This is a genomic window from Streptomyces sp. S4.7 (assembly GCF_010384365.1).
Lineage (GTDB): Bacteria > Actinomycetota > Actinomycetes > Streptomycetales > Streptomycetaceae > Streptomyces.
In genome coordinates this window covers 3,494,964-3,520,426 of the sequence record NZ_CP048397.1, presented here as the reverse complement: position 1 = coordinate 3,520,426, position 25,463 = coordinate 3,494,964, and the positions used below count along the sequence as shown (strand labels likewise).

Annotated in this window: 20 protein-coding genes, 5 tRNA genes and 3 pseudogenes; 13 read left to right on the top strand and 15 right to left on the bottom strand. The window is 69.8% G+C overall.

What is annotated here, in order from left to right:
• Together SSPS47_RS15495 and bldC are read left to right on the top strand one after the other, a co-directional pair.
• The gene (locus SSPS47_RS15495) at positions 1–849 is read left to right on the top strand and encodes a hypothetical protein (RefSeq protein WP_164251626.1); all 849 of its coding nucleotides are present in this window, start codon (positions 1–3) and stop codon (positions 847–849) included.
• Between the two features lie 502 nt (positions 850–1,351).
• The gene (gene bldC / locus SSPS47_RS15490) at positions 1,352–1,558 is read left to right on the top strand and encodes a developmental transcriptional regulator BldC (RefSeq protein WP_003949541.1); all 207 of its coding nucleotides are present in this window, start codon (positions 1,352–1,354) and stop codon (positions 1,556–1,558) included.
• 415 nt (positions 1,559–1,973) lie between these two features.
• On the opposite strand, the gene SSPS47_RS34840 is transcribed toward bldC, so the two are convergent.
• From SSPS47_RS34840 to SSPS47_RS15460, 7 genes are all read right to left on the bottom strand, one after another.
• Positions 1,974–2,192, bottom strand: a complete 219-nt coding sequence (locus SSPS47_RS34840) for a DUF6274 family protein (protein WP_203557852.1) — start codon at positions 2,190–2,192, stop codon at positions 1,974–1,976.
• A gap of 221 nt (positions 2,193–2,413) precedes the next feature.
• A tRNA-Asp gene (locus tag SSPS47_RS15485) sits at positions 2,414–2,488 on the bottom strand.
• Between the two features lie 100 nt (positions 2,489–2,588).
• Positions 2,589–6,569, bottom strand: a complete 3,981-nt coding sequence (gene hrpA, locus SSPS47_RS15480) for an ATP-dependent RNA helicase HrpA (protein WP_164251625.1) — start codon at positions 6,567–6,569, stop codon at positions 2,589–2,591.
• Between the two features lie 124 nt (positions 6,570–6,693).
• Positions 6,694–6,767, bottom strand: a tRNA-Phe gene (locus SSPS47_RS15475).
• A 22-nt stretch (positions 6,768–6,789) separates the two neighbouring features.
• A tRNA-Asp gene (locus SSPS47_RS15470) sits at positions 6,790–6,864 on the bottom strand.
• Positions 6,865–6,902: 38 nt separating this feature from the next.
• Positions 6,903–6,975, bottom strand: a tRNA-Glu gene (locus tag SSPS47_RS15465).
• Positions 6,976–7,080: 105 nt separating this feature from the next.
• The gene (locus tag SSPS47_RS15460; protein ID WP_164251624.1) at positions 7,081–8,712 is read right to left on the bottom strand and encodes a metallophosphoesterase; all 1,632 of its coding nucleotides are present in this window, start codon (positions 8,710–8,712) and stop codon (positions 7,081–7,083) included.
• A gap of 84 nt (positions 8,713–8,796) precedes the next feature.
• Between SSPS47_RS15460 and SSPS47_RS15455 the strand changes: the two genes are divergently transcribed.
• The 7 genes from SSPS47_RS15455 to SSPS47_RS15425 all read left to right on the top strand — a co-directional run bounded on the left by SSPS47_RS15455 (position 8,797) and on the right by SSPS47_RS15425 (position 13,749).
• Entirely contained in the window at positions 8,797–9,174 is a 378-nt protein-coding gene (locus SSPS47_RS15455) for a metallopeptidase family protein (RefSeq protein WP_187280349.1), read from the top strand.
• Complete coding sequence (locus tag SSPS47_RS15450) at positions 9,171–9,677, top strand: CrcB family protein (RefSeq protein WP_164251622.1); 507 nt, start codon at positions 9,171–9,173, stop codon at positions 9,675–9,677. Before SSPS47_RS15455 ends, SSPS47_RS15450 begins: the two co-directional genes overlap by 4 nt.
• Positions 9,674–10,027, top strand: coding sequence for a fluoride efflux transporter CrcB (gene crcB / locus SSPS47_RS15445; protein ID WP_164251621.1), 354 nt, complete (start codon positions 9,674–9,676; stop codon positions 10,025–10,027). Before SSPS47_RS15450 ends, crcB begins: the two co-directional genes overlap by 4 nt.
• 147 nt (positions 10,028–10,174) lie before the next feature.
• Entirely contained in the window at positions 10,175–10,828 is a 654-nt protein-coding gene (locus tag SSPS47_RS15440) for a hypothetical protein (RefSeq protein WP_164251620.1), read from the top strand.
• 282 nt (positions 10,829–11,110) lie between these two features.
• Positions 11,111–13,240 carry a DEAD/DEAH box helicase gene (locus SSPS47_RS15435; RefSeq protein WP_164251619.1) on the top strand — a complete coding sequence of 710 codons (2,130 nt, stop codon included), beginning with the start codon at positions 11,111–11,113 and terminating at the stop codon, positions 13,238–13,240.
• A 157-nt stretch (positions 13,241–13,397) separates the two neighbouring features.
• Positions 13,398–13,470: transfer RNA gene (locus SSPS47_RS15430), tRNA-Lys, on the top strand.
• 105 nt (positions 13,471–13,575) lie between these two features.
• The gene (locus SSPS47_RS15425) at positions 13,576–13,749 is read left to right on the top strand and encodes a hypothetical protein (protein ID WP_164251618.1); all 174 of its coding nucleotides are present in this window, start codon (positions 13,576–13,578) and stop codon (positions 13,747–13,749) included.
• A gap of 666 nt (positions 13,750–14,415) precedes the next feature.
• On the opposite strand, the gene SSPS47_RS15420 is transcribed toward SSPS47_RS15425, so the two are convergent.
• From SSPS47_RS15420 to SSPS47_RS36215, 6 genes and pseudogenes are all read right to left on the bottom strand, one after another.
• Positions 14,416–14,880 carry a hypothetical protein gene (locus SSPS47_RS15420; RefSeq protein ID WP_164251617.1) on the bottom strand — a complete coding sequence of 155 codons (465 nt, stop codon included), beginning with the start codon at positions 14,878–14,880 and terminating at the stop codon, positions 14,416–14,418.
• 512 nt (positions 14,881–15,392) lie between these two features.
• A complete protein-coding gene (locus SSPS47_RS15415; protein WP_164251616.1) occupies positions 15,393–15,575 on the bottom strand; it encodes a hypothetical protein in 183 nt (60 codons plus the stop codon).
• Positions 15,576–15,660: 85 nt separating this feature from the next.
• Positions 15,661–16,502 (bottom strand): annotated as a pseudogene (locus SSPS47_RS15410) (helix-turn-helix transcriptional regulator).
• Positions 16,499–16,852: a DUF6879 family protein gene (locus SSPS47_RS36225; RefSeq protein WP_343234924.1), complete on the bottom strand. Its 354-nt coding sequence runs from the start codon at positions 16,850–16,852 to the stop codon at positions 16,499–16,501. Before SSPS47_RS36225 ends, SSPS47_RS15410 begins: the two are co-directional and overlap by 4 nt.
• Before the next feature lie 43 nt (positions 16,853–16,895).
• Positions 16,896–17,036: pseudogene (locus SSPS47_RS36220) on the bottom strand (DUF6879 family protein); the annotation flags it as partial.
• A pseudogene (locus SSPS47_RS36215) lies at positions 17,033–17,234 on the bottom strand (hypothetical protein). The pseudogenes SSPS47_RS36215 and SSPS47_RS36220, both read right to left, overlap by 4 nt.
• 1,183 nt (positions 17,235–18,417) lie before the next feature.
• On the opposite strand from SSPS47_RS36215, the gene SSPS47_RS15395 reads away from it, so the two are divergent.
• From SSPS47_RS15395 to SSPS47_RS15385, 3 genes are all read left to right on the top strand, one after another.
• The gene (locus SSPS47_RS15395) at positions 18,418–18,753 is read left to right on the top strand and encodes a MerR family transcriptional regulator (RefSeq protein ID WP_164251615.1); all 336 of its coding nucleotides are present in this window, start codon (positions 18,418–18,420) and stop codon (positions 18,751–18,753) included.
• 498 nt (positions 18,754–19,251) lie between these two features.
• On the top strand, positions 19,252–19,455 hold the full coding sequence (locus SSPS47_RS15390) for a cold-shock protein (protein ID WP_147878055.1): 204 nt from the start codon (positions 19,252–19,254) through the stop codon (positions 19,453–19,455).
• 320 nt (positions 19,456–19,775) lie between these two features.
• A complete protein-coding gene (locus SSPS47_RS15385) occupies positions 19,776–21,287 on the top strand; it encodes a DEAD/DEAH box helicase (RefSeq protein WP_164251614.1) in 1,512 nt (503 codons plus the stop codon).
• 138 nt (positions 21,288–21,425) lie between these two features.
• Here the strand turns inward: SSPS47_RS15385 and SSPS47_RS15380 are convergent, their stop codons facing one another.
• Both SSPS47_RS15380 and SSPS47_RS15375 read right to left on the bottom strand, forming a co-directional pair.
• A complete protein-coding gene (locus SSPS47_RS15380; protein WP_164251613.1) occupies positions 21,426–22,391 on the bottom strand; it encodes an MASE1 domain-containing protein in 966 nt (321 codons plus the stop codon).
• 73 nt (positions 22,392–22,464) lie between these two features.
• A complete protein-coding gene (locus SSPS47_RS15375; protein ID WP_164251612.1) occupies positions 22,465–23,292 on the bottom strand; it encodes a PP2C family protein-serine/threonine phosphatase in 828 nt (275 codons plus the stop codon).
• Between the two features lie 527 nt (positions 23,293–23,819).
• On the opposite strand from SSPS47_RS15375, the gene SSPS47_RS15370 reads away from it, so the two are divergent.
• On the top strand, positions 23,820–25,400 hold the full coding sequence (locus tag SSPS47_RS15370) for a hypothetical protein (protein WP_164251611.1): 1,581 nt from the start codon (positions 23,820–23,822) through the stop codon (positions 25,398–25,400).
• The last annotated feature ends 63 nt before the right edge of the window (positions 25,401–25,463 follow it).

Below are 25,463 nucleotides of genomic sequence, written 5' to 3'. Positions count from 1 at the left end.
ATGCCAGCGGTGTCTGCACTCCTTGTCCCTTACGCCTCCTACCTGCGGGTGTACGAGCCCCTGGCGGCTTTCCCGGAGCCGGAGAGGAGCCACTGGGCGCGTTACGCCGCCCGGGAGCGTACGCCGACCGCGCAGGACGAACTCCGGCGCTCCCTGGCCGACTTGCTGCCCACACCGCCCGTCCCGGTGCCCGTCCACGAGAGCGCCGACGCGTTCGTCACGGAGATCGACGGCGTGGTGTGCGTCTGCCCGTGGCGCACCCGGCTGCGCGGCTGGCTGGCCCTGGAGTCGCTGGTGGACACCCTGCCCGAGCCGCTGCTCGACGCGGTGCTGCCGCCGGTGGTGCGCGGGCAGGCGGTGGCGGACTTCGAGCAGTGGCGCGAACGCAATCCGGACGCCCGGCCGTGGATCAGGACGGCGGTCTGGCAGGTGCCCGTGCGCTGGTTCACGCTCTTCGCCGACGACGAGCGCGAGTACCGGGCGCAGGAGCCCGACGGCCCCGCGGCGCCCGCCCTGCGCTACCGGACTCCGATGGTGCAGGCGCGGCGCCGGCTGGCGCGGGCGCTGAAGGCGCTGCGTGAGTCGGTCGACGAGGGTCCGCTCATCGAGGGCCTCATAGACGTGGGCCGGTGGCTGGAGGAGTTCCATCCCCGCTCGCTGGTCGAGCTCGACTACGGCGGGCTGGTGCACGCGCTGACCGGGCCGCAGCTCGCCGACGACCGTTCGGCGGCGGACGTGGCGGCCGGGATCGCGGCGCTGCGGGCCGGTGACGGCGAGGCGGCGGGCGAGGCGTACGAACGGCTGGCGGAGCGCTGGCGGGCGGTCAGGGACCGTCAGTTCGCCAACTGAGGGCGGACCCGGATCCGCCCTGGATCGCTGGACAGGACGGGCGTTCGGCACCGTGAGGACTTAAGGCCTCTATACGGTCTCTAAGCCCCAAGGGTGACGGACCGCACTTACGGGGCTCTTGCGCCCATCACCTACCCTCGTGTCAAAATAGGACAAGGAGTCCGGAGAGGGCTCCTTCCGTCCGAGTGTGGGCGGAATGCTCGTCATTGCGCTCTATGGGGGGTCCGGTGACTCCTGATTGCTCCTGTGACTGATCGTCACCGCCGCGTAACTGTCCGCTATGGCATGGTCCATCGGCTTCCGTCGTTGATGAACACCTGAGAGGGCAATTCCATCGGTTTGGCCGACGAGGCTGGACGGATGGTGTAGTTGTAGTGCCGAGGACAAGCCGTTCGTCCTATAACCGACTCGGCCCGCGTCCGCCATTTCGGGCAACGTGGGTCAAGGTGCAGAATTTAGAGGAAAGAACCGAGATGGTTCGGTTCTCCCGAGGAGGCCGCTCATGACCGCTCGCACCCCTGATGCCGAGCCGCTGCTGACGCCGGCTGAGGTTGCCACGATGTTCCGTGTGGACCCGAAGACGGTCACACGCTGGGCAAAAGCGGGCAAGCTCACGTCCATCCGCACGCTCGGTGGGCATCGCCGGTATCGCGAGGCAGAGGTCCGCGCACTGCTCGCGGGTATTCCGCAGCAGCGCAGCGAGGCCTGAAAGCCTCGTCAGGGCACAACTGACAACCAATCAACCCAACTGGGCACCCGGGTCCCCAATCCGGTCGTCCCGCACCACAGCTCCACATTGATCCACAGAGCTTTGCAAAGCTCCACATGACGGGCACCTGCCCCAACAGGTCCCACGCTCCCGCGACGCGGGGCGAGTCACTTTGATCGCGCTGGACTCCGCCGGGTCCAGCGCGATCTTTTTTGTTCTGTGGAGGGGGAGTTGGGGTGATGTCGGGGTGGTGCGGGCGCGGTTCCGGCGGTTCGGAGGGGGTGCTTACGGAGAGGTGCAATTGCACATACTAAATTCGGGGCTTTTGTGCGGGGTGTAAGCGCAGTCGTTCCGCAAACGTGAACGGTGACACCCGTCACAGTCCGAACCTCTTGCCAACTCCCCGTCGCAGCGCCTATTGGGGGTCGGTGTCCGCTTCTGGTGTGCTGTTCGGCGCGGAGCTGTTGACCGTCCCTCCGGCGTCCGCGGGAGCGGGCGCGACAGGCTCCATGACGAGCCGCTGGAGGCGATGACAGACCGCGCAGTGCCGTGTGACATGCCGAAAGCCCGTCGCGGCCGCCAGATGGGCGCGCAGGAGCGCGCGGGTCTCGTGTTTCACCACCGATGCCGCCATGCGCGCCACCCCCCGGTACGGGGCCCTGCGCTGCCGGGGAAGGGCCCCTCCTGATGGCTTACCCGCGCCACGGGGGACCGTCAACCCAACACGCGGCAGTGGAACCCGTGTCCCGGGCACAACGACGGAATCCGCAGCCATGAGGACGCGGACTCTTCGTGGCGCGCCGGAACAACGAAGAAGCCCGCATCCAAAGGGAAGCGGGCTCCGTTGCTGCACTGCGGTCCTGACGGGATTTGAACCCGCGGCCTCCACCTTGACAGGGTGGCGAGCACTCCAAACTGCTCCACAGGACCAGAATTCGCGGCTCCGGTGCGATCCGTACCGGCGGCTGCGAAGTCAGACTGTACAGCAGGTCGGAGGGTGCGGTCGAACCGGATCGGTGCCCCCGGGGCGCTACGGCACCGCCGCGTCGATCGCCTTCACGATCCGCTTGTCGGACACCGGCTGCGCCGTGCCCAGCGCGTGCGCGAAGTAGCTCACCCGCAGCTCCTCGATCAGCCAGCGGATGTCCAGGGCCTGCCGCGGCACCGGCAGCCCGCGCGGGAACTGTTCGAGCAGCCACGCGTACTCGTCGCGCATCTCGTGGACCTTCTCCATACGCGTGGTGTCGCGCTGGACGTTCGTCGGCATCTGCTGGAGCCTGCGGTCCGCCGCCACCAGATAGCGCATCAGGTCGGGCAGTCTGCGCAGACCGGTGCGGGTCACGAAGCCCGCCGGAACCAGCTCCGCCAGCTGGTCCCTCACGTCCTGGACGTTGTTGATCAGGACCAGGCTGTTCGTGGACCTCAGGCGCCGCTCACACGCCTGCCAGGCGGCCAGGATCTGCTCCACCTGACCGATGGTGCGCACGGTCACGTCGACCAGGTCGGCGCGGACCAGCTCGTACAGCTTGCGGAACGACTCCTCGTCCCACGCCGGCCCCCCGTGCTCGGCGATCAGCCGGTCCGCCGCCGCCGTGGCGCAGTCCTCGAACAGCGCCTGGATCGAGCCGTGCGGGTTACGGGACAGGGCCAGCTTCTGCTTGTTGGTGAGGGTGTCCGAGGCGAACTTCGCGGGACTGACCGGGATGTTGAGCAGGATCAGCCGCCGGGTGCCCTGCCACATCGCCTGCTGCTGCTCGGCCTCGGTGTCGTAGAGCCGTACGGCCACGGTCGTGCCCTGGTCGACCAGAGCCGGGTACGCCTTGACCGGCTGGCCGGCACGCCGGGTCTCGAAGGTGCGCGAGAGGGTGCCGATCGTCCAGTCGGTGAGGCCGGAGCGTTCGACCGACTCGCCCGTGGGCCCCGCCACCGCCGCGGCGGCCTGCGAGAGCGCCTTGCGGGCCTTGGGCCTCAGCGCGATCCGCAGCGCCTCCAGATCCTTGTCCTCGGCGATCTTGCGGCGCCGCTCGTCGACGATCCGGAAGGTGATCTTGAGATGGTCCGGCACCCGGCCGGGATCGAAGTCGTCCGCCGTGACGGGCACGCCCACCATCCGCTGGAGCTCGCGCGCCAGCGTCACGGGCAGCGGCTCCTGAAGAGGCACCGCCCGCTCCAGGAACTTCGCCGCGTAGTTCGGCGCAGGGACGTAGTGGCGGCGGATCGGCTTCGGCAGGGAGCGAATCAGCTCCACCACCACCTGCTCGCGCAGTCCGGGGATCTGCCAGTCGAAGCCCTCGGACGTGATCTGGTTGAGGACCTGGAGCGGTACGTGCACGGTCACACCGTCCGCGTCGGCCCCCGGCTCGAACTGGTACGTCACCCGGAACTTCAGCCGCCCCTGGCGCCAGGAGTCCGGATAGTCGTCCTTCGTGACGGCGCCCGCGGCCTCGTTGATGAGCATCGAGCGCTCGAAGTCGAGGAGTTCGGGCTCCTCCTCGCGCCGGTGCTTCCACCACGAGTCGAAGTGCGCGCCGGAGACCACATGGTCGGGCACGCGCTGGTCGTAGAAGTCGAACAGCGTCTCGTCGTCCACGAGGATGTCGCGGCGCCGCGCGCGGTGCTCCAACTCCTCGACCTCGCCCAGAAGTTTGCGATTGTCATGGAAAAACTGATGGTGCGTCCGCCAGTCGCCCTCGACGAGCGCGTTGCGGATGAACAGGTCGCGCGACGCCTCCGCGTCGATCCGGCCGAAGTTCACCTTGCGCCGCTCGACGATCGGTACGCCGTACAGCGTGACCTTCTCGTACGCCATCACCGCTGCCTGGTCCTTCTCCCAGTGCGGCTCGCTGTACGTGCGCTTGATCAGGTGCCCGGCCAGCGGTTCGATCCACTCGGGGTCGATCTTCGCGTTGACCCGCGCCCACAGCCGGGACGTCTCCACCAGCTCCGCGGACATGATGACGCGCGGCGGCTTCTTGAAGAGGGCCGAGCCCGGGAAGACCGCGAACTTGGCGTTGCGGGCGCCCACGTACTCGTTCTTCGCCGTGTTTTTCCCGCCCTCCCCCCCGGCGGTCTTCACATCCTTCAGCCCGATGTGCGACAGCAGCCCCGAGAGCAGCGAGATGTGCACGGACCGGTCCGGGGCGGGGACGTCGTGGTTCTCGTCGTGCTCGTTGACCGTCATGCCCATCTGCTTGGCGACCGTGCGCAGTTGGGAGTAGATGTCCTGCCACTCGCGGATCCGCAGGAAGTTCAGGTACTCCGCCTTGCACATCCGGCGGAAGGCGGAGGAGCCGCGCGCCTTCTGCTGCTCGCGGATGTAGCGCCACAGATTCAGGAAGGCCAGGAAGTCGGAGGTCTCGTCCCGGAAACGGGCGTGCTGCTGGTCGGCCTGGGTCTGCTTCTCCGAGGGACGCTCGCGCGGGTCCTGGATGGAGAGCGCGGCGGCGATCACCATCACCTCGCGTACGCAGCCGTTGCGCTCGGCCTCGATGACCATGCGCGCCAGGCGCGGGTCCACGGGCAGTTGCGAGAGCTTGCGGCCGAGCTGGGTGAGCTGCTTGCGCGGATCCTTCTGCGCGGCGTCGAACGCGCCCAGTTCCTGGAGGAGTTGGACGCCGTCACGGATGTTGCGGTGGTCCGGCGGGTCGATGAACGGGAACTTCTCGATGTCGCCGAGGCCGGCCGCCGTCATCTGGAGGATCACGGAGGCCAGGTTCGTACGGAGGATCTCGGCGTCCGTGAACTCGGGCCGGGCCTCGAAGTCGTCCTCGGCGTACAGCCGGATGCAGATGCCGTCCGACGTACGGCCGCAGCGTCCCTTGCGCTGGTTGGCGCTGGCCTGCGAGATCCGCTCGATCGGCAGGCGCTGGACCTTGGTGCGGTGGGAGTAGCGGGAGATACGGGCGGTGCCGGGGTCGATCACGTACTTGATGCCCGGCACGGTCAGCGAGGTCTCCGCCACGTTCGTCGCCAGCACGATCCTGCGGGTCGCGCCGCCGCCGGGTCTCTGGAAGACCCGGTGCTGCTCGGCGTGCGAGAGGCGCGCGTACAGAGGAAGCACCTCGGTGTGCCGGAGCTTGCGCTTGTCCAGCGCGTCGGCGGTGTCGCGGATCTCGCGCTCGCCCGAGAGGAAGACCAGGACGTCGCCGGGGCCCTCCGACTGGAGTTCGTCGACGGCGTCGCAGATCGCGGTGATCTGGTCGCGGTCGCCCTCGTCGCTGTCGTCTTCGAGAAGCGGGCGGTAGCGGACCTCGACCGGGAACGTACGGCCGGAGACCTCCACGATCGGGGCGTCGCCGAAGTGGCGCGAGAAGCGCTCGGGGTCGATCGTCGCCGAGGTGATGACGAGCTTGAGATCGGGGCGCCTTGGGAGGAGCTGGGCGAGATAGCCGAGCAGGAAGTCGATGTTGAGACTGCGCTCGTGGGCCTCGTCGATGATGATCGTGTCGTACGCGCGCAGGTCGCGGTCCGACTGGATCTCGGCGAGCAGGATGCCGTCCGTCATGATCTTCAGATACGTCGCGTCCTGGTTCACCTGGTCGGTGAAGCGGACCTTCCAGCCGACGGCCTCGCCGAGCGGGGTCCCCAGCTCGTCCGCGACTCGCTCGGCGACGGTACGGGCGGCGATCCGGCGGGGCTGCGTATGGCCGATCATGCCCCGCACGCCCCGGCCGAGTTCCATGCACATCTTGGGGATCTGGGTCGTCTTCCCCGATCCCGTCTCACCGGCGACGATCACGACCTGGTGGTCGCGTATCGCCGACAGGATCACGTCCTTCTTCTGGCTGACGGGCAGTTGCTCGGGGTACGTGATCGCCGGCATCCGGGCCGCGCGGGCGCGCACACGCTCGGCCGACTTGCCGGCCTCGGCCGCGATCTCGTCGAGAACGGCCTGCCGGGCTTCGGGCTTGCGGATGCGCCGGACGCCTTCGAGACGGCGGCCGAGGCGCTGCGAGTCGCGCAGCGACACCTCGGCCAGCAGGGACTGAAGGTCGGCGAGGGAAGTAGACATACCGAGCCCAGGGTCTCACCCGTGCCGGGCGAGTGGCGAACCCATTTCGCGGGACGGGCCCCCGGACAAGCCGAATCCCCTGCCGAAGATCTCGACAGGGGCGTCTGTACGGAAGAAAGAAGAGTGGCTGGGGCCGGGATCGAACCGGCGACCTATCGCTTTTCAGGCGATCGCTCGTACCAACTGAGCTACCCAGCCACGCGGCTCTCGCGAGCCACAGCGGTCCTGACGGGATTTGAACCCGCGGCCTCCACCTTGACAGGGTGGCGAGCACTCCAAACTGCTCCACAGGACCAAGCAATGTGCGAGACGAGTCTCGCACACGGTGTTGCGTGCCCCCAACGGGATTCGAACCCGTGCTACCGCCTTGAAAGGGCGGCGTCCTGGGCCACTAGACGATGAGGGCTAAGGGCCCGCCTGGGCGCTTAGCAGCGCGTCGGGGACGTGAGAAGCATATGGGATGCGGGGACCTATCGCCAAAACGGTTTACCGGAACGGCTTACCGGCCGGTTCACCTGTCGGGGGAGGGGGAGCCGGAGGCGGGTGCGGGCGGCTCGTTCGAGCGTGAACCCGGAGGCGATCCGCTCGGTGATCCCGACGGCGCTCCGGAGGGCGACGGGTCCGTACCCGGTACGCCCGCCTCCTCAGGAAGATGACGGCTGACCTCCGCCGTCGTCAGCCCCAGACCGCCCAGCGTGATCTCGTCCCACGCCTGGAGCCGCTTGGTCGAGCTGTCCAGATAGAGCAGCGAGGCCCGTACCTTCTCCGGCTCGTCGTTCTGGACCGCGCGCAGCCCGCCGCCGCCCGTCGAGCCCTCGATCTTCAGCCGCGTACCGAACGGCATGATCTCGGTCTCGCGGTGGTGGACATGGCCGGCCAGCACGAGCGGGACGGTGCCGTCCGTCTCCCTGGCCGCCGTCGGGTTGTGCGCGACGGCGATGTCCACCGGGGTGCCCGCCCGCTCCTGGTCGCGGAGGGCCGACGCGAGCCGTACGCCCGCCATCTCCTCGGCCGGGTCACCGCCCCTGGCCAGCGAGCGGTCGGGGGTGAACTGCGGGTCGCCCGTGCCCGCCACCCGGATCCCGGCGACGGTGACGGCGCGGCCGTTGTCGAGGACGTGGACGTTCTTCATGCCCGACAGATACTTCTGGGTGTCGGCCGAGTCGTGGTTGCCGCGCACCCAGACGTACGGCGCGCCGAGGTCGGGGATCGGGTCGAGGAAGCTGTTCTCGGCGGCGGAGCCGTGGTCCATCGTGTCGCCGGAGTCGATGATGAGATCGATCTTGTACTGCTCCACGAGCGAGCCGATGATGTGCCAGGCCGCCGGGTTGAGATGGATGTCCGAGACCTGGAGGACGCGCAGGGTGCCGGGGTCCGGCTGGTACGAGGGCAGGGTCGACGTCGCGTCGTACAGCTTGGTCACATTCGTGACGAGCCGCGCCAACTCCTTCTGGTAGACGTCGAATTCGGTGACGATCGAGCGCGCGCTGCCGACGACCTGCGGGGCCGAGGAGAGCAGTCCGGAGAAGCGGGGCTCCAGCACGGACTTCGGGTTCCAGGTCGCGAACGCGGTGACACCGGCCGCGCTCAGCAGCGCGAGCGCGAGGCCGCCGGCGGCCAGCGCGCGGCGGGGGCGGCGGTAGACGGCCAGGCCGAGGGCGGTGGCGCCCGAGACGACGGCGACGCAGGACCGTACGGCCAGCTCCGTCGTCCCGGCCGCGACGTCGTTCCCGACCTCCTCCTGGAGCCCGGCGAGGCGTTCGGGGTGCTCCACGAGGGCCTGCGAGCGGACCGGGTCGAGCTGGTCGACGTCCACGTCCAGACGGATCGGGGCCGTGTGGGAGTCGAGTTCGAGCGCGCCCAGCGGCGAGACGTTGATCTTCGTGCCGCCGGTGAGGGAGGGCCGCAGGGTCATCTTCGTGTCCATGGGACCGACCGGCGTCCGCACACTGCCGACGATCAGCAGTCCGAGCCAGGCGCCGAGCAGGACGACGGCGACGAGGCCGAGCGCGCGGGTGTACGGGTGCGGGGAGCTGACGAGGGCACTGGTCGGGCCCTCGCCGCGGGAGCGGTAGTGCCGCTGGATTCGGCTGATCGCGGTGATCGCGGTACGGAACGGGACACGGCGTGCGTCGCGGGCCATTGGTCGCGTATGCCCGGAGCGGTGGGCGATCATGCGTGGGCACCGCCTTTCACCGATCTTGGTGACCTGCGTGACAATGGCCGGGTGCTGGAGATGACGCGCGAGGAGTTCGAAGAACTGGTGGCCGAGGCGCTGGACCGCGTTCCGCCGGAGCTTATGCGGCTGATGGACAACGTCGCGGTATTCGTGGAGGACGAGCCGGATCCCGCCGCGGCCAAGGAGTCGGGCGAGGAGTTCGACCCCGATCTGCTCGGGCTCTACGAGGGGACTCCGCTGACCGATCGCGGCGAGTGGTACGCGGGAGTGCTGCCGGACCGCATCACGATCTACCGGGGGCCGACGCTGCGGATGTGCGAGACGCGCGAGGACGTGGTGGCGGAGACGGAGATCACGGTGGTGCACGAGATCGCGCACCACTTCGGGATCGACGACGAGCGGCTGCACGAGCTGGGGTACGGGTGAGCGGGGGGCCGGGAGACCCGCCCCTGGAGCCGGTCGACCCCGATGTCGATCTGCGGGTGCCCGGCCAGCGCGCCGAGACGGCCGGGCACCGGCTCTGGCAGGTGCTGGCCGTCATCTCCGCAGGCGGCGCGGCGGGTGCGACGGCGCGGTACGGCGCCGAGCGCCTGTGGCCCGCCGCCGACGGCGCCTTCCCGTGGACGACGTTCCTGGTGAACGTCGTGGGCTGCGGGCTGATCGGTGTCCTGATGGTGCTGGTCGCCGAGGGCGGCTGGTCGGTGCATCCGCTGCTGCGGCCGTTCCTCGGGGTGGGGGTGCTGGGCGGCTTCACGACGTTCTCGACGTACACGCTGGACTTCCTGCGGCTGGTGCGGCACGGGGAGGCGCCTGCCGCGCTCGGGTACGCGGCCGTGACGCTCGTGGGCGCGATGGCGGCGGTCTGGCTCACGGCCACGCTCACGCGGCGCCTGGTGGGGCCGGTGGCGGGGCGGCGGGCGGCGCCGTGAACTGGCTGCTGGTCGTCGTGGGCGGCGCGATCGGCGCGCCGCTGCGCTATCTGACGGACCGTACGGTGCAGAACTGGCACGAAACCCTGTTCCCCTGGGGGACGTTCGCCGTGAACGTGGCGGGGAGTCTGGTGCTGGGAGTGCTCGCCGGGGCGACGGTGTCGTCGGCGACGTACGCCCTTGTCGGTACGGGGCTGTGCGGGGCGCTCACGACGTACTCGACCTTCTCGTACGAGACGCTGCGGCTGGCCGAGCGCGGGAAGGGTCTGCTGGCCGGCGCCTATGTCTCGGCGTCGCTGCTGGTGGGCCTGGGCGCGGTGTGGGCCGGCTGGGAGCTGGGCGCGCTCTGAGGGGCCGCCGTGGGGCGGGCTGTGACTCGGTTGGGCCCTGGGGAGCGTGTCCCTCGTGGGGAAAAGGAAGTTGGGCAGGGTAATCAATCCCCCGCCGCCGGGCGTTCGTCGGTGGGGTGAGCCGTTCCATGCCCCGGAGGTGCCCGCGTGCGCCCGTTGCCCGCCCATGGTCGTCTGTCCGCCGCCGGCCGCCTCCCCGCGCCCGGCCGCCCCGGCGCCGCCGGCCGTCTGTCCGCCTCCGGCCGTTTCGCCGTCTGGGTCGTCACCTCGATGGCCGTCGCCACCGCCACGGGCTGCATGAGCGTAGGCCACGACGAAGGGAAGCCGGCCCCCTCACGATCGGCCGAACGCAGCGGGGCCGCGGCGGAGCAGGACGGCGGTACGGCGGCGGACACCGGCGCGACCCCGCAGGCCGAGGGCCGGAGCGGCGCGGGGCCGAAAGGCGCCGAGCACACCGGCGGGCGCGGCGAGAAGGGGAAACCGGGCGATCCGGAGGCGTCGGGCGGCCCGTCGGCCGAGCCGTCGAAGGGGCCGGACGGCAAGCCGCTGCCCCCCGCCCCGAGGCCGCCGGGCGGCGACGTACCGCCCGTGGAGCAGCCGACCAGGACCCCGCCGCCGCCCTCCGAGCCGCCTCCGCCGGACCCGGAGCCGGAGCCCCCGGCACAGCCCGAGCCGAGCAGCCCGCCGGCCGAGCCGTCGGCCTCGCCGATGGCGGACGTAAGGACGAGCGCGCTGTCTCCGGGTGACGGGGCCGGGATGCGGAAGGAGCCCGTGGCGTCGCCGCAGTTGGGGCCGGTATGAGGGCCGGGGAAGAGGCCTTCGGCGCGCCGGTGGAGAGCCGGTCGGGCATCGGTGGAGTGCCGGTGGAGCCCCGGTGTGACGCGGATCGTGCGGAGGCGGTTTGCCAGGGAGGGGGAGCGGTGCGTATGGTAGTAGATCGTTTGATCATTGCCCGGCGCCGACACAGAAGAGCGCCGCGTGGCGCGTACTCTCCCTTGCCGTGGCAGACCGCATTGAGGCGGTCGATTTGCGAATCACGGAGTTTGGGCGCGTGCCGAGACTCCGGAAGGTTTCGCATTTCGCATGTCCATTTCCAGTACTGACCACGCCGTCATGCCCGAGAACGACTCCGACGACTCGATCAAGAGCGTCGACAGCGTCGAGAACATCGAGGCTGGGACGGCCGAGGCCACAGAGGCCCCGAAGACCCCCGAAATCAGCTTCGGCGACCTGGGGTTGCCCGAAGGCATCGTCCGCAAGCTCGCCCAGAACGGCGTCGTCGCGCCCTTCCCGATCCAGGCCGCGACCATCCCGGACGCCCTGGCCGGCAAGGACATCCTGGGCCGCGGCCGTACCGGCTCCGGCAAGACCCTCTCCTTCGGTCTGCCGCTGCTGGCCACCCTCGCCGAGGGCCACACCGAGAAGAAGAAGCCCCGCGGCGTCATCCTGACCCCGACCCGCGAGCTGGCGATGCAGGTCGCCGACGCCCTCCAGCCGTACGGTGACGTGCTCGGTCTGAAGATGAAGGTCGTCTGCGGCGGTACGTCGATGGGCAACCAGATCTACGCGCTGGAGCGCGGCGTCGACGTCCTCGTCGCCACCCCCGGCCGGCTGCGCGACATCATCAACCGCGGCGCCTGCTCCCTGGAGAACGTCCGGATCGCGATCCTCGACGAGGCCGACCAGATGTCCGACCTGGGCTTCCTGCCCGAGGTCACCGAACTGCTGGACCAGGTGCCGGCCGGCGGCCAGCGCATGCTCTTCTCCGCCACCATGGAGAACGAGATCAGCACCCTGGTCAAGCGCTACCTGAAGAACCCCGTGCACCACGAGGTCGACAGCGCGCAGGGCAACGTCACGACCATGAGCCACCACGTGCTCGTCGTGAAGCCCAAGGACAAGGCGCCGGTCACGGCGGCGATCGCGGCACGCAAGGGCCGCACGATCATCTTCGTCCGTACGCAGCTCGGTGCCGACCGTATCGCCGAGCAGCTCCGCGACTCGGGCGTGAAGGCGGACGCGCTGCACGGCGGCATGACGCAGGGCGCGCGCACCCGCACGCTGGCCGACTTCAAGGAGGGTCACGTCAACGCGCTCGTCGCGACCGACGTGGCCGCCCGCGGTATCCACGTCGACGGCATCGACCTGGTCCTGAACGTGGACCCGGCCGGTGACCACAAGGACTACCTGCACCGCTCGGGCCGTACCGCGCGCGCCGGCAAGTCCGGTGTCGTCGTCTCGCTGGCCCTGCCGCACCAGCGCCGCCAGATCTTCCGGCTGATGGAGGACGCGGGCGTCGACGCCGCGCGTCACACGGTCGCCGGCGCCGGCGCGTTCGAGCCGGAGGTCGCCGAGATCACCGGCGCCCGTTCACTGACCGAGGTCCAGGCCGACTCCGCGAACAACTCCGCCAAGCAGGCGGAGCGCGAGGTCGCCGACCTGACCAAGGAGCTGGAGCGCCTCCAGCGCCGCGCCGGTGAGCTGCGCGAAGAGGCCGACCGCCTCGTCGCGCGTGCCGCGCGCGAGCGTGGGGACGACCCGGAGGCGGCGGTGGCGGAGGTCGCGGCCGAGGCCGTGGCGGCCATCGAGGCGGCGGCGGCAGCCGCGTCCGTACCGGCGCAGGCGACCCGCGACGAGCGCGGCAACTACGGTCGTCGTGACGACCGCAGGGACGACCGCGGTGAGCGCAGTGGCCGTGGTGGCGCGCGGGGTTACACCCCTCGCGACGGTGGCAGCGGTGACCGCGGCGGCTTCCAGCGCCGCGACGACCGTGGTGGCGAGCGGGGCGGCTTCAACCGTGACCGCAGCGACCGCGGCGGTTTCCAGCGCCGCGACGACAGGCCCGCGAGCGGCGGTTTCCAGCGTCGTGACGACAGGCCCGCGAGCGGCGGTTTCCAGCGTCGTGACGACCGTCCGGCCGGTGGCGGCTTCCGCCGCGACGACCGGAAGGAAGGCGGCTTCAACCGCGACCGCCGTGACGACCGCCGCGACGGTGCCCGCCCGTTCGAGCGCCGCGAGCACCGTCCCACCGGTGACCGCCCGTTCAACCGCGACCGCCGCGACGACCGCCCCTCGGGCGGCTTCCGCTCCGGCGGCCACGACCGCCCCTCGGGCCGCCGCGACGACCACCGCGGAGGCACGACCGGTACGGGCACGAGCACGGGCTCGTTCGGTCGCCGCGACGACAAGCCGCGCTGGAAGCGCAACGGCTGACGGTCCGGCACCTGACACGACGGGGCTCCTGCCGCACCCACCGGGCTGCGGCAGGGGCCCCGCCCCGTACCCCTGATCCGGGCCCCCGCACCACCACCGGGGGATACCCGATCGGCTCGCCGCCCCCGGCGGGCTATGCTCGTGGATGACTCGTCGAGGGCCGTTAGCTCAATTGGCAGAGCAGCGGACTTTTAATCCGTTGGTTGTGGGTTCGAGTCCCACACGGCCTACCGCTAGACCCCAGCTCAGAGAGGTTTTCAGAGCTGGGGTCGCCTCATGTTCGAGCCCATTTCGGACACTCGCTCCATCGATGCTCCATCGAAGTGCAAACGATCATGAGGCGACGAGGCCCCGGCGGAGCGCTGCGCCAACGGGTCCGCCTGCTCCAGCGCGACCAGCCAGGCGTGCACCACCTCGCGGCGACACAGAACCTCGCGTCCGACGCGCGTCCCCATCGGGCCGACGCCCCGGTGGCGCATCTGGCGTACGGCGTGCGGCGTCCCACTTAGAAGCACACTCGGGCGCTCAACCATCTGTACCTGCCACCGTCATCCAAGCGCGGACCTCTGCCGGGCGAAGCGGCGCGTCTGGTTCTTCGCGCCGGCGGTCGGAAGACGTTCGACGGGCATTCCGGCCCTGACCCACCCACTGGAGGACTGTCCAGCCCGAGACGCCGTAGTACGTCGCCAACTGGCGCATCGAGAGCAGAGGTAGGAGTCCAACAGGGAGGTCGGTGAGGCGCTCAGCCTTCCTCGACATGCGGCTCTCCCGCCCTCTGCCTGGCGCGTACAACTGTCGGATCGAAGCGTTTTCCCCGCGACCTCATGGGTTCCACCGGGCAGCCTGCCTGCACCCGGCGGTTCACCGTCCAGTTCGAGACGCCGTTAAGGGCCATCATGTGGCGAGTGCTGAGCATCGGCGGGGATGCCAAGCTGTGTCGTCGCTCAGCCGCGGCCGGGGCGGTCTCAGCGGGCGACGGCGTGAGGCTTCATGGCCGCCGGGTCAACGACGATGACGAACGAGTCGCCCCTCTTCCGGGACCGGCCGCTGCGCGCCGCCGGGGCGGGGGCTGCGGCTTTCGCCGCTCTGTACAGGGCGACCGCGTCCGTGTACCGAGGGTCTGTCCACTCCATCGGATCAGCTCCTGGTTACCCAACGACGGTGCGGCGCTGGGATCACACGCTCGCCGCAATCCGGGAATCGGGGGCCAGCACGCCTGGTGCCCGCGCCATGAGATCGGGGTCGTCCAGGGTGATCCGGCCGACGCTCAGGCGGTCGTGCCCGTACATCGTCATGCCCAGTTCCGTGGTCCTGTCGACCTCCAGCGACCAAGCCGCGTGGGGAAGTTCGAGGGTGCCGGGCTTGGGGATGGTGCGACCGGACCAGCCCACGCAGATCAGCCAGCACGCCTCGGTGAAGCGAGCGCCTGCGGCAGAGCCGCACAGACGCGCCGGCTGGTGCTGTTCGGCGATGTCCATCAGGGACATGTCAGGGATGTCGACGATCGTGACGTAGCCGACGATCGCGGTGTCTCCGAACTCCCCGCTTGTGGTGTAGGCGAGGACGCCGTACCGGTCGGGCCACGTGTGCGGCAGCGGCAGCACGGTGACCCGGCCGGCCCCCGTCACAGTTCTTGGCACTGGTCTGTTCCCCTCGTGACGGACGGGCCCGCCCCGGCCTCCCGGAACGGGCCCTCCGGATGTGTCAGCTGACGCGGTAGCCGCCGTTGTCGCTCGGCCGGGGTTTCTTGGTCGGAGTCACGGCCGTGACGAGGGTCAGTGGGCGTAGGCCGAGTCCCCCAAGGGGAAGTCGCGCCGTGTGCGCGCACGACCGTGCGCCATCGCCCGGCTTCTTCGCGCAGGCGCCCGGCCTGCCGGCAGTACGCGCCGGTGCTCCTGAGCAGCGCGCACGTGGTGCACCTTGACGCGTGCTCCTGAACCGCGCGGGCCGGGTCCGTACGCGGGATCACACCGTCGATCTCATCCGCCGGCGCTCCACCGGTAACCGTGACGCGCTGCCGGGCCGGCCGACCGGAGCTTTGGGGGCGGTACTGCCACCCCAGGCGGGTCGCAGTCCGCGCCCCGCTGCTGGCGGGCCGTCAGTGTCTCCACCGCAGGGACCGAGGCGAGCGCTCCGGTCACGGTCGCCGCGGTCACTGCTCGACCCTCCGCTCGCGCCGGGCCAGCTTCTCCGGGCCGGAGGCTGAGAACCTCTCCTCGGACGGTGACAGCGCCAGGGGCCGGAGCCGGGACGAGGGCCAGCCGGATCCGCGGTGGTACCGCACGTGGGGGTCGGGCTCAGCAGTGACGGCGAGAGTGCGGGTCGCGGTAGTCATACGGGGACCGTAGGAACCGGCCTCCCGCACCGTCGTGCCGATTGCGCCCGATTGCGCGACCCCACCGCCGGGTTGAGGCCGGTTGCTACGGTCGGAACAATCCGTTCCGCGCCCGCGCGATCAACCGGTGCGCCTGCGGCCCGTACACCGCCGCACTGTCGAGCTGGTCCCACACCCGCCCGTACAGGTCCACATCGTCCGGGGTGTCGTACTGCAACTCCGTGCCGATCGTCTCGACCACGACCCGCTGCTCGTCGTAAATCCAGAAGGCATGCTTCGGGGTGATCGGCAATGGGACGCCCATCGGGACGATCCCCAGCTCCACCGTGCTCATCCCGATCAGACCCACGAGGCGGTCCGGTTGGCCGGCCGTCGCCTCACGCGGGCAGATCAGCGCATGCAGCGCCCCTTCCCAGATCAGGACCCGGAACCGCTTGCCCACCTCGTACAGGACCTCTTGGCGCTTCATCCGGCCGGTGACCGCCGCCTCCGTATCCCGGGGCGACTTCATCAACTCCGCATTCTTGACCAGCAGATGGCGCGCGTAGTCCGGGGCCTGGAACAGGCCGGGGATGACTGTGGCTTCATAGCCGCGCATCGTCCCGGTGCCCTGGAACTCGATCACGTACCGGTCCTGGACCGGTGCATGGCCGCCCGCAAGCCGGCGCCGCCAGTTGCGTTGCTGCGACAGCAGGCCCCGTCGTCGGGACTCCAGGTCCGCGGCCTGCTCAGGGTTGGTGACGCCGGCCCACGTTTCGAGGTCGGTCTCCGTCGCGGTCTGCTTCCCCGTCTCCAGCCGGGACACCTTCGAGCGCTGCCAGCCAAGGCGTTCGGCGAGGTCCTTGCCGCTGAGCCCGGCTTCGGCGCGCAGCTCCCGCAGGCGCGCGCGCCGAGGGTCGCTCCGGCACTGTGAAAGTCGCTGCTCACACCGTTGAACGTACCTGCGCCCACACCTCGGCAGAAGAACGCGCGGCGGCCGTGGCCGCGTCACGGGCCTTGCACGCCGAGAGGACCCGGCCCCGATCGGTGATCAGCTCCACGCCGATCGTTGTTTCGCTTCCGTCGATGTGCATCCGCACCAGGGTCCGGGAGTCGAACAGCCACAGGTCATAGTCCGGGAGTTCCAGATGTTCGGCCTCGGCCCGGGTGAGGACCCGGATGTCCTCGCCGGCCGCTACACCCCCGGCGGCGGTGGCCATGAGGAACCGCTGCCCGTCCGTGGGCGGGGTGTCGATGATCCCCACCCGGGAGAACCGCGCGCTGGTCGGCCTTGGCACGGACGTTGACGTTCCACGGGTGATCGGGCTCGACATCGGGCATCACGCCGCGCATGAACGCCTGGTATAGGGCGCCGTCCCGGTCGGTGGCGTAGCCGCGGCGGGTCTCCAGACGGAATGCGGTGTGCTCGAACTCCGAGAAAAGGTGGGTGATTTCGTCGAACGGGATCAGAGGCGACGTCACTCCTTCGGGGCGAAACGGGACAGCAACTCACGAGGGATGACCACGAACGTCTCATGATCGGCGACGTCGCGTAGTTGTCCCAGGGCTTCGGGGTCCGTGAGGCGGTCGCCCTGGACGACGATGTCTCCGGTCTCGGTCTCGTACAAGGGTCGGTCAGTTGCCGTGCTCGGAGGTGGTGCCGATGAACCGGAGGTTCATGGTGTCTCCCTCGCTGGTCGGGCCACCAGCATGGTGTCTGCCGGCGCTCGGCGGTGGCTGGTTGCGCGGGTTGCGGCGGTCGGTGGCCGGGACGCCGGTTGCGGGCAACGCGAAGGCGTCCCCTGCCTGGCCCGAAGGTCTGACGGACCTCAGCTTTGGTGAGTGCCGACCTGCGTGAACGCCTTGTCGGCGACGCTGCGGTCCTCAACCGGGGCTGGCGAGTACCTCGCCTTCTCCAGGACATCCTGGAACGTCTGCCAGCCAACGTATGGGGTGCCCGCTGGGGAGTGTGTCCGGCTGGTTATTCGCGCGGTCAGAAGTGGAAGCTGCGGTGCTCGCGGCATCGAGGCCGGCGTGACGGCGCAGCTCGGAGCGGGTGTCCCCGGCCGGAGTGGGGCCACGGGATGCCCCCGTCTGCGGTCGTGGCCGACTATCTCCCTGATCGGTGCACAGAAATCTATGTCGGCCGGAGTAGACATTGGGTGGCGATGTGGTTATGGTTTCTCTCGTAGCCCAGAGAGACAGCAGGGCCCGGCAGAGACGAACTGCCGGGCAGCAGTACGGAAGTCGCAGTACGCAGGACGGTGCGGCAGTGGAGTTTCGAAGCCATAGCGATTGCAGGACGGTGACGGGACTGGCGGCCGGACCGGGTGGCCCGCAGTGATCAGGGGCCGCCACGAGCAGTACCGAAGTGAAGCAAGTGCGGTAACAGCAGTGAAGTGAATGAGCAGCACCTCGGTGAAGGCGTCGGCTGCGGGCGCGCGTGCCGGGTAGTTCGGCAGTGGGGTTCTAAGCCAGAGCAGACGCAGGACGGGCGACGGGGCTGGCTGCCGGAGAGTGGCGCTTACTCAGGTCACCAGCAGTTCGCATCACCAGTAGTACAGAGCAGTTCGCAGTACCAGCAGTAGTTGTGTGAATTGATCCCAGAGGGAAGAACGGAGGAGCCGAGCGCCATCAGGATCGCCCGGGTGTAATCAATGAGCCCGGGTACCGCAGGACATCGATAGCGAGGTGGTCTCCGGTCAAGCAACCGCGATCCCCGCAACCCCGGCAACTTCCAGGTCGGGTCGGCGGAAACAGAAGGCCGGCGCCGGAACAGGGCCGGCAGATGGTGTAGCAGTTCCTTCGGGGCCTTGGTGCCATATGGCACCAAGGCCCCTCAACGCGTGCCAGAGAGGTGCAGATGACAGCAGACGACTCGTTCAGCCGGCTCGATGACGACGACTACCCCGCCTACACGATGGGCCGGGCCGCGGAAATGCTCGGCACCACCCAGGGCTTCCTCCGCGCCATCGGCGAAGCCCGCCTCATCACCCCGCTGCGCTCCGAGGGCGGCCACCGGCGCTACTCCCGCTACCAGCTGCGCATCGCCGCCCGCGCCCGGGAGCTCGTCGACCAGGGCACCCCCATCGAGGCCGCCTGCCGCATCGTCATCCTCGAAGACCAGCTCGAGGAAGCCCAGCGCATCAACGCGGAATACCGCAACGCCGCCAAAGGGGTGGGTCCGTCCCTCGCTTGAGGCAGCGCGCCCGCCGGAATCCGGCGGGTCATCGCACAGCCTGTCAGGGTGCGGCGCCGGGGCGTCTCTCACTACTGCCCGCCGCTCCGACCTGTGTCCAGACCGGCCACGGGCCGATGGGGCGGATGCCGGGCGAGACGGTGGCCACCGGATTACGGGTCCCCCCGAGCCTGAACAGTGCGAGCTTTTTCTGAAACGCTGCCGTCCGGGCGGGGCAATATCTATAACCGCGAGATGAGAGTTTAACGCGCACTGCGGGGAGTCTTTTTACGGCAACCGGCGGAGCGAACAAATTCACCGCACACGCGTCGCCACCTCATGCTACTGTCCATCCAAGTTGCAGTTGTGGTTCCCAAAACTTCAAGCTTCTTCGTGGGCATTTTCGGCCGACGGAAGCTTCATTGTATTTCCGGTTGTTCTCCGGGCGGGGCATCATCGCGGCGACCCGGCATCCGTGCACCACGGGTCCCGGCGTACTGCCCCTGAAGGAGATATGACATGGCATCTGGAACAGTGAAGTGGTTCAACGCGGCCAAGGGCTTCGGCTTCATCGAGCAGGACGACGGCGGCGCTGACGTGTTCGCCCACTTCTCGAACATCGCCGCCGAGGGCTTCCGCGAGCTGCTCGAAGGTCAGAAGGTCACCTTCGACATCGCGACGGGCCAGAAGGGCCCGACGGCCGAGAACATCGTTCCCGTCTGACGTTCACTTCGTAGCTGGGGCCCACACCCCGAGGGGTGTGGGCCCCAGCTACGGGCATTTCCCGCAGCGGTGTCACCTGTGGAACAGCGCCGCCCGCAGTCCCGTCTTCAGGGGTGCGCACCTTTTCGGAGCTGCGCGGGTCGAGGTATGGATTTTCACGTCCACATGACGTCACCTATTTCATCGCGTGCGTCCCGCGCCGGAACCACTGCAAACCACATTCGCTTTTCGCATTCCACTCGGTTCGTTCTTGTGATTCCCCGCGCCACTCTTTCGCTGCGGGAATTCCTTGATGCGCGCCGTATCAAGGAAGGTTCTCGATGAACCCCACACGTACGAACGCCCGCTCCTCCCGCCCCCGCCGGACCGAAGGCCCCGCTTACGGGTCCACCGCCGGGTCGAGGCGGGGCGCCCGCTTCGGCTCGCCCGCACCGACCCGTTCGGGCGGGACGGGCCGCTCGGGCAGCCACGGCCGACGGCCCGCGGCGGTTCAGGGAGAGTTCGCCCTGCCTGAGACGATCACGCCCGCGTTGCCCGCGGTCGAGAGGTTCGCCGACCTCGACATGCCCGCCCAACTGCTGGCCACCCTGACCGAGCAAGGCGTGAGCGTCCCGTTCCCGATCCAGGGCGCCACCCTGCCCAACACCCTCGCGGGCCGCGACGCCCTGGGACGCGGGCGCACCGGCTCCGGCAAGACCCTCGCCTTCGGCCTGGCCCTGCTGGCCCGCACCGCCGGTCAGCGCGCCGAGCCCCGCCAGCCGCTGGCCCTGGTCCTCGTGCCGACGCGTGAGCTGGCACAGCAGGTGACCGACGCACTCACCCCCTACGCCCGCTCGGTGAGGCTGCGCCTGGCCACCGTCGTCGGCGGGATGTCGATCGGCAGGCAGGCCAACGCGCTGCGCGGTGGTGCCGAGGTCGTCGTGGCGACGCCGGGCCGGCTCAAGGACCTCATCGACCGCGGCGACTGCCGGCTCGACCAGGTAGCGATCACCGTCCTGGACGAGGCCGACCAGATGGCCGACATGGGCTTCATGCCCCAGGTCACCGCACTCCTCGACCAGGTACGCCCCGAGGGCCAGCGGATGCTGTTCTCCGCCACCCTCGACCGTAACGTCGACCGCCTGGTCCGCCGTTACCTCACCGACCCGGTTGTCCACTCCGTCGACCCGTCCGCGGGCGCGGTCACCACGATGGAGCACCACGTGCTGCACGTCCACGGCGCCGACAAGCACCGGACGACGACGGAGATCGCGGCCCGCGAAGGCAGGGTGATCATGTTCCTGGACGCCAAGCACGCTGTCGACCGGCTGACACAAGACCTGCTGGACAGCGGGGTGCGGGCCGCCGCCCTGCACGGCGGGAAGTCACAGCCGCAGCGCACCCGGACCCTGGCCCAGTTCAAGACCGGGCACGTCACCGTGCTCGTGGCCACGAACGTCGCCGCCCGCGGCATCCACGTCGACGACCTCGACCTCGTCGTCAATATCGACCCGCCGACCGACCACAAGGACTACCTCCACCGCGGCGGCCGAACCGCGCGGGCCGGGGAATCCGGCAGCGTCGTCACCCTGGTCACCCCCAACCAGCGCCGGGACATGACGCGCCTCATGGCAGCGGCCGGCATCGTGCCCCGGACCACCCAGGTCCGCTCCGGCGATGAAGCGCTCAGCCGGATCACCGGAGCCCAAGCCCCTTCCGGTATTCCCGTGACGATCACCGCTCCGGCCCCCGAGCGGCGTCGGCGCAGCACGTCCTCACGCGGCCGGCGCAGCCCCGCTTCGGCTGCCCGGCGCACGACAGCGCGGCAGACCTCCTTCGACGCGGCGGCGTAGAAACCTCGTGATCAGGAAACTGACCCACCAATGCAGGAGAAACCTTTTGACATTGGTTCAGATGCGGCCCCGCCCGGCGGGTGCCACCCCCGGACGGACCGACAGGGAGCGCTGCGGGGCGGGTGGTTCGGGTTCGGCTCAGGGGCTGGGGGGAACCTGACGGGATTTTGTCGACTGGCGGGTGACCGCGTTGGAGAGTTGCGCGCACAGGCGCTCGATCTCCTCGTGGGTGCGGTTCCGTTCGGTGACCACCGTTGTGAGGACCAGGCCGGTGAGGGAGACCGTGCCGTTGAACGCCTGGAGCGTGACCATGTTGGTGAGGAGATTGTGGTGCTCGAACGGGCCGGTCATCCGGCCCGAGGCGAGGATCGCGAGGGTGGAGACGGCCAGGGCGCAGGGTGCGGCGCCCGCGCGTTCGAAGCGGAACGAGGCCCAGATCAGGAACGGGAAGACGAGGAAGAGCAGGGAAGAGTTGCCGGCGTTGGTGGCCAGGTAGGCCACGGCGAGGGTGGACGCCGCCAGTGCCGCCGCCTCCGCCCAGATCAGGGGGCCGACGGCGGGTGGCCACCGTGCCCAGCGGATCACGAGCAGGAACGGGGTGACCACCAGCACGCCCATGGCGTCGCCCGTCCACCACACGGACCAGGTCGGCCAGAAGCCGTCGGCAGACAGTGCCCCGGACAGGAAGAGTGTGCCGCTGCCGATGGTCGCGCTGATCAGCGTGGGGCCCAGGGCGCCGAGGAACACCAGGGCCACCGCGTCCCGTAGGCGGTCGAGGTCGTTGTGGAAGCCGGCCCGGTTCAGCAGCAGGTAGGAGCAGACCGGGGTGAGGGTGTTGCCGACGACGATCGCCAGTACGGACCAGGCCGTGGGGCCGATGGTGGCGTTGACGGCGAGGGCGCCGACGGCGATGCCGGGCCAGACGCGCTTGCCGAACAGGAGCAGGGCGGCGACGGAGATACCGGTCGGCGGCCACAGGGGCGTGACCTGGCCCCGTACCAGCTGCTGGAGCAGCCCCAGGCGGGCGGTCGCGTAGTAGAGGGCGGCGACCGCCAGGATCGTCAGGACGGTGGGTCCGTGCCGCCCCAGTCGTGCGCTGTCCACCACATCAGCATCAGACACCACCCCGGGTCCCGCTGCTCGGACGGACGCGCCGACGCCACCGCGCTGCCGGCGGCTACCGGGCGTCCGGCGGACCGTCGTGGCGGACGACGAGAACGGCCGCGTCGTCGTCGTGCCCGGTGCGGTCCGCCACCCGGATCACCCGTGACGCGAGGATGCCGGGGGCGACGCCGCGTCCGGCGCCCGTCAGCCCGGCGACCTCGGCCAGGCCCTCCTCGATCGGGAAGGCCGGTCCTTCCACGACGCCGTCGGTCACCAGGACGAGGTAACCGGGCCGGGTCAGGCGTCGATGAGCCACCGGGTACCGCTGGCCCGGCAGAATCCCGAGGGGAACCCCGCCGGAGTCCAGGGACACACCCGAATCGCCCGCGTCGGTGCCCCAGACCATCGGGACGTGGCCCGCCCGCGCGATGGCGAGATCACCGGTCCGCGGCGCGAAGCTCAGCAGGCAACAGGTGGTGAAGAGGTCGGTACCGAGCGAGATCAGCAGGTCGTTGGCGCTGGTCAGCACCTGCCCCGGGTCACTGGTGACGCTGGCGAGGGCCCGGAGGCTGGCGCGGGCCTCCCCCATGAAGGCGGCGGCCTCCACCCCGTGGCCCTGCACATCGCCGATGGCCATCCCCGCCACCCCGTCGCTCATCGGGAAGGCGTCGTAGAAGTCGCCGCCGACGGCCAGACCGTCCTGCGAGGGCGAGTACCGGGCCGCCAGCCGGACGCCCGGGAAATCGGGCAGTTCGGAGGGGAGCATGTTCCGCTGCAGCGCCATGCCGAGTTCCGCCCGCGCCTGCTGGAGTCTGATGTTCTCCATCGCCTGGTCGACAAGGCTTCCCAGGGTGAGGAGGAGTTCCTGGGTGTTGTCCGGCGCTCTGCGGTGTCGGTTCATGGCGTTCCTGGCATTCCGCGTTCCGATCGCCCCTTGCGTAAACCCTAGCCCCGTCGCCGCCGCCTGGCGCGTAGGGCCGAGACCCGCCCGTACGTACGGGGGAGTCCCGACCGAAGGGCCTGCGGGCCCACCCGGGGCCCAACCCTGTGGAGCGCGTTCCGGCACCGCCGGGGGCGATCGGCGGCAGAACCGGGCCGCCGGCCGGCCGTCGGGGACGTCGCCGCGTACGTACGGGGAACATCCGGGGGCCTGTGGGAGGTCGCCGGTCAACGGCGGGATGAACGTATGCCGGTTCGGCCGTGATGGCGCGTCGGCTGGGTCCGTGGACACTGCCGTGTGGGCCCTGACCTGTCCTTACGCTGCTCGCGCTCGGGGGTGGGTGACGACGGCGTGAGGTGGGAGACCAGGTGAAGAGGGCCCGCAGGTTCCAGTGTTGGCAGGCGTATCCGCGGCTACGGAGCCGGATACGGAGACGGCGAGATCCGCTCCATCGTGACCGGGGACAGAGCGGCGCGGAGTACGCCGCGGTGTTCGGGGTCGTGTCCATGATCGTGCTCGCTGTCGTCGGTCTGAGCCTGCCCGAGGAGGAGGCGACCGGGCTGAAGAGCGCGGTGTGCCGCGTACTGCACCCGCTGAGCGGGGACGAGGCGTGTGCCACCGGCGACTTCGCGGACGGCGGGGACGGGGGAGAGGGCGGCGGGGGCGGCGGCGAGGGCGGGGACCCCTTCGTACCGAACGGCGACCCGTTCGAGCCCACGAGGTGTCTGCTGTCCCAGGAACAGACCAAGACCACCGTGGTCGTCCAGATCTTCTTCATCAAGATCAGCAGCTCGGAGACGGTCAAGCTCCAGCAGTGGTCCGACGGCACCGTCACCCTGGAGCGGATCACCGAGACGGGCGGCGGGGTCACGGCCAGCGTCTCCGCGGGCATCCGTGGCCTGGAGGACTGGGGCGGCAGCGCCAAGCTGAGCGGCACGTATCTGGCGGGCAGCGGCAGCGGCGGTCAGTGGCTCTTCTCCGGGAACAAGACCGGCGACCCGCAGAAGGACCTGGAGCTGAACCTGGCGGACGCCAAGCAGTTCACCGAGTACCTGAAGGCCCAGGACGAGTGCAACTCCCGCCCCGCCGGGCCCCGTTCATCCGAGCTCGGCATGATCTGCGGCCACCACGCCGGGAAGAAGAAGCCCGACCTGCCGCCGGAGAAGGCACCGGACGTCGACATCACCAAGACCTCCGTGGAGGCCTCCGGCAACGCGAACTTCGGCGGGAAGTTCAAGGGCAGCGGCAAGGGCGGCAAGGACTCCGGCGACGGCCCGAAGGATCTGGGGAAGATATCCGGCGAGCTGGCCAACGGCACGATGACCGAGGACGTCGTCGTCATGCGTGCGCACACCGGCCCCAACGCCGGGAAGATCACCTTCGTCTACACCTTCACCGTCAAGGGGGCGGGCGGCGCGGGCGGGGTCGCCATCGGCGAGCGGATGCAGCAGGTGGCGGTCACCTACGACGCCGCGACGTACGACCAGGAGGAGGCGGACGGCAAACCGCACCGCCCGGAGAAGCTGATGATCACCACCAGCGAGGAGGCCGGCGGCGGTGGCGGCGTCAAGGTCGAGGGAGGTGCCAACGCCGGTCCCGTGACGATCGATGTCGGCGGCGGTGGCGGATCGACCCAGTCGCTAATCCATACGGAGACGGCCGAACTCATCCTCGACAACGACGCCGACAGCGTCCTCGTCGAGGACTGGCTGCGGGGCAACGGCGACCAGCCCGCGAAGAACCCGCTGCCCTCCCCCACCGACGCGGCCAAGGTGCCGGGCCCCGACGCGAGCCCGCTCGAACGGCTCCTGCACGAGAAGGGGAAGCTCAGCAGGCTCGACTACAAGGCCAACACCGACTGGTGGAACGCCTCACTGGGCATCGGCTTCGGCATCTCCGCCGGGCAGTTCACCCTCGGGTTCAAACTCTTCGGGATCGACATCACCCATGAGGAGAAGACCCAGACGATCACCGGGAACCCCACCTACGCCACCGGGCCCAAGAACGGCGGCGCCCGCCCGTGGGTGGAGTGGAAGAACTGCAGCAAGATCAAGCCCATCCCCACCTGACGGCGCAGGGCCACCGCCCCCGGCGCGGCGCGGCGCGACCCGCCCGGACCCGCCCCGACCCGC

Bases quoted from the DNA above. Each gene is read 5' to 3' on its own strand.
- SSPS47_RS15495 (WP_164251626.1), top strand. From the start codon at position 1: ATGCCAGCGGTGTCTGCACTCCTTGTCCCTTACGCCTCCTACCTGCGG.
- bldC (WP_003949541.1), top strand. From the start codon at position 1,352: ATGACCGCTCGCACCCCTGATGCCGAGCCGCTGCTGACGCCGGCTGAG.
- SSPS47_RS34840 (WP_203557852.1), bottom strand. From the start codon at position 2,192: ATGGCGGCATCGGTGGTGAAACACGAGACCCGCGCGCTCCTGCGCGCC.
- hrpA (WP_164251625.1), bottom strand. From the start codon at position 6,569: ATGTCTACTTCCCTCGCCGACCTTCAGTCCCTGCTGGCCGAGGTGTCG.
- SSPS47_RS15460 (WP_164251624.1), bottom strand. From the start codon at position 8,712: ATGGCCCGCGACGCACGCCGTGTCCCGTTCCGTACCGCGATCACCGCG.
- SSPS47_RS15435 (WP_164251619.1), top strand. From the start codon at position 11,111: ATGTCCATTTCCAGTACTGACCACGCCGTCATGCCCGAGAACGACTCC.
- SSPS47_RS15425 (WP_164251618.1), top strand. From the start codon at position 13,576: ATGAGGCGACGAGGCCCCGGCGGAGCGCTGCGCCAACGGGTCCGCCTG.
- SSPS47_RS15415 (WP_164251616.1), bottom strand. From the start codon at position 15,575: ATGACTACCGCGACCCGCACTCTCGCCGTCACTGCTGAGCCCGACCCC.
- SSPS47_RS15395 (WP_164251615.1), top strand. From the start codon at position 18,418: ATGACAGCAGACGACTCGTTCAGCCGGCTCGATGACGACGACTACCCC.
- SSPS47_RS15390 (WP_147878055.1), top strand. From the start codon at position 19,252: ATGGCATCTGGAACAGTGAAGTGGTTCAACGCGGCCAAGGGCTTCGGC.
- SSPS47_RS15385 (WP_164251614.1), top strand. From the start codon at position 19,776: ATGAACCCCACACGTACGAACGCCCGCTCCTCCCGCCCCCGCCGGACC.
- SSPS47_RS15375 (WP_164251612.1), bottom strand. From the start codon at position 23,292: ATGAACCGACACCGCAGAGCGCCGGACAACACCCAGGAACTCCTCCTC.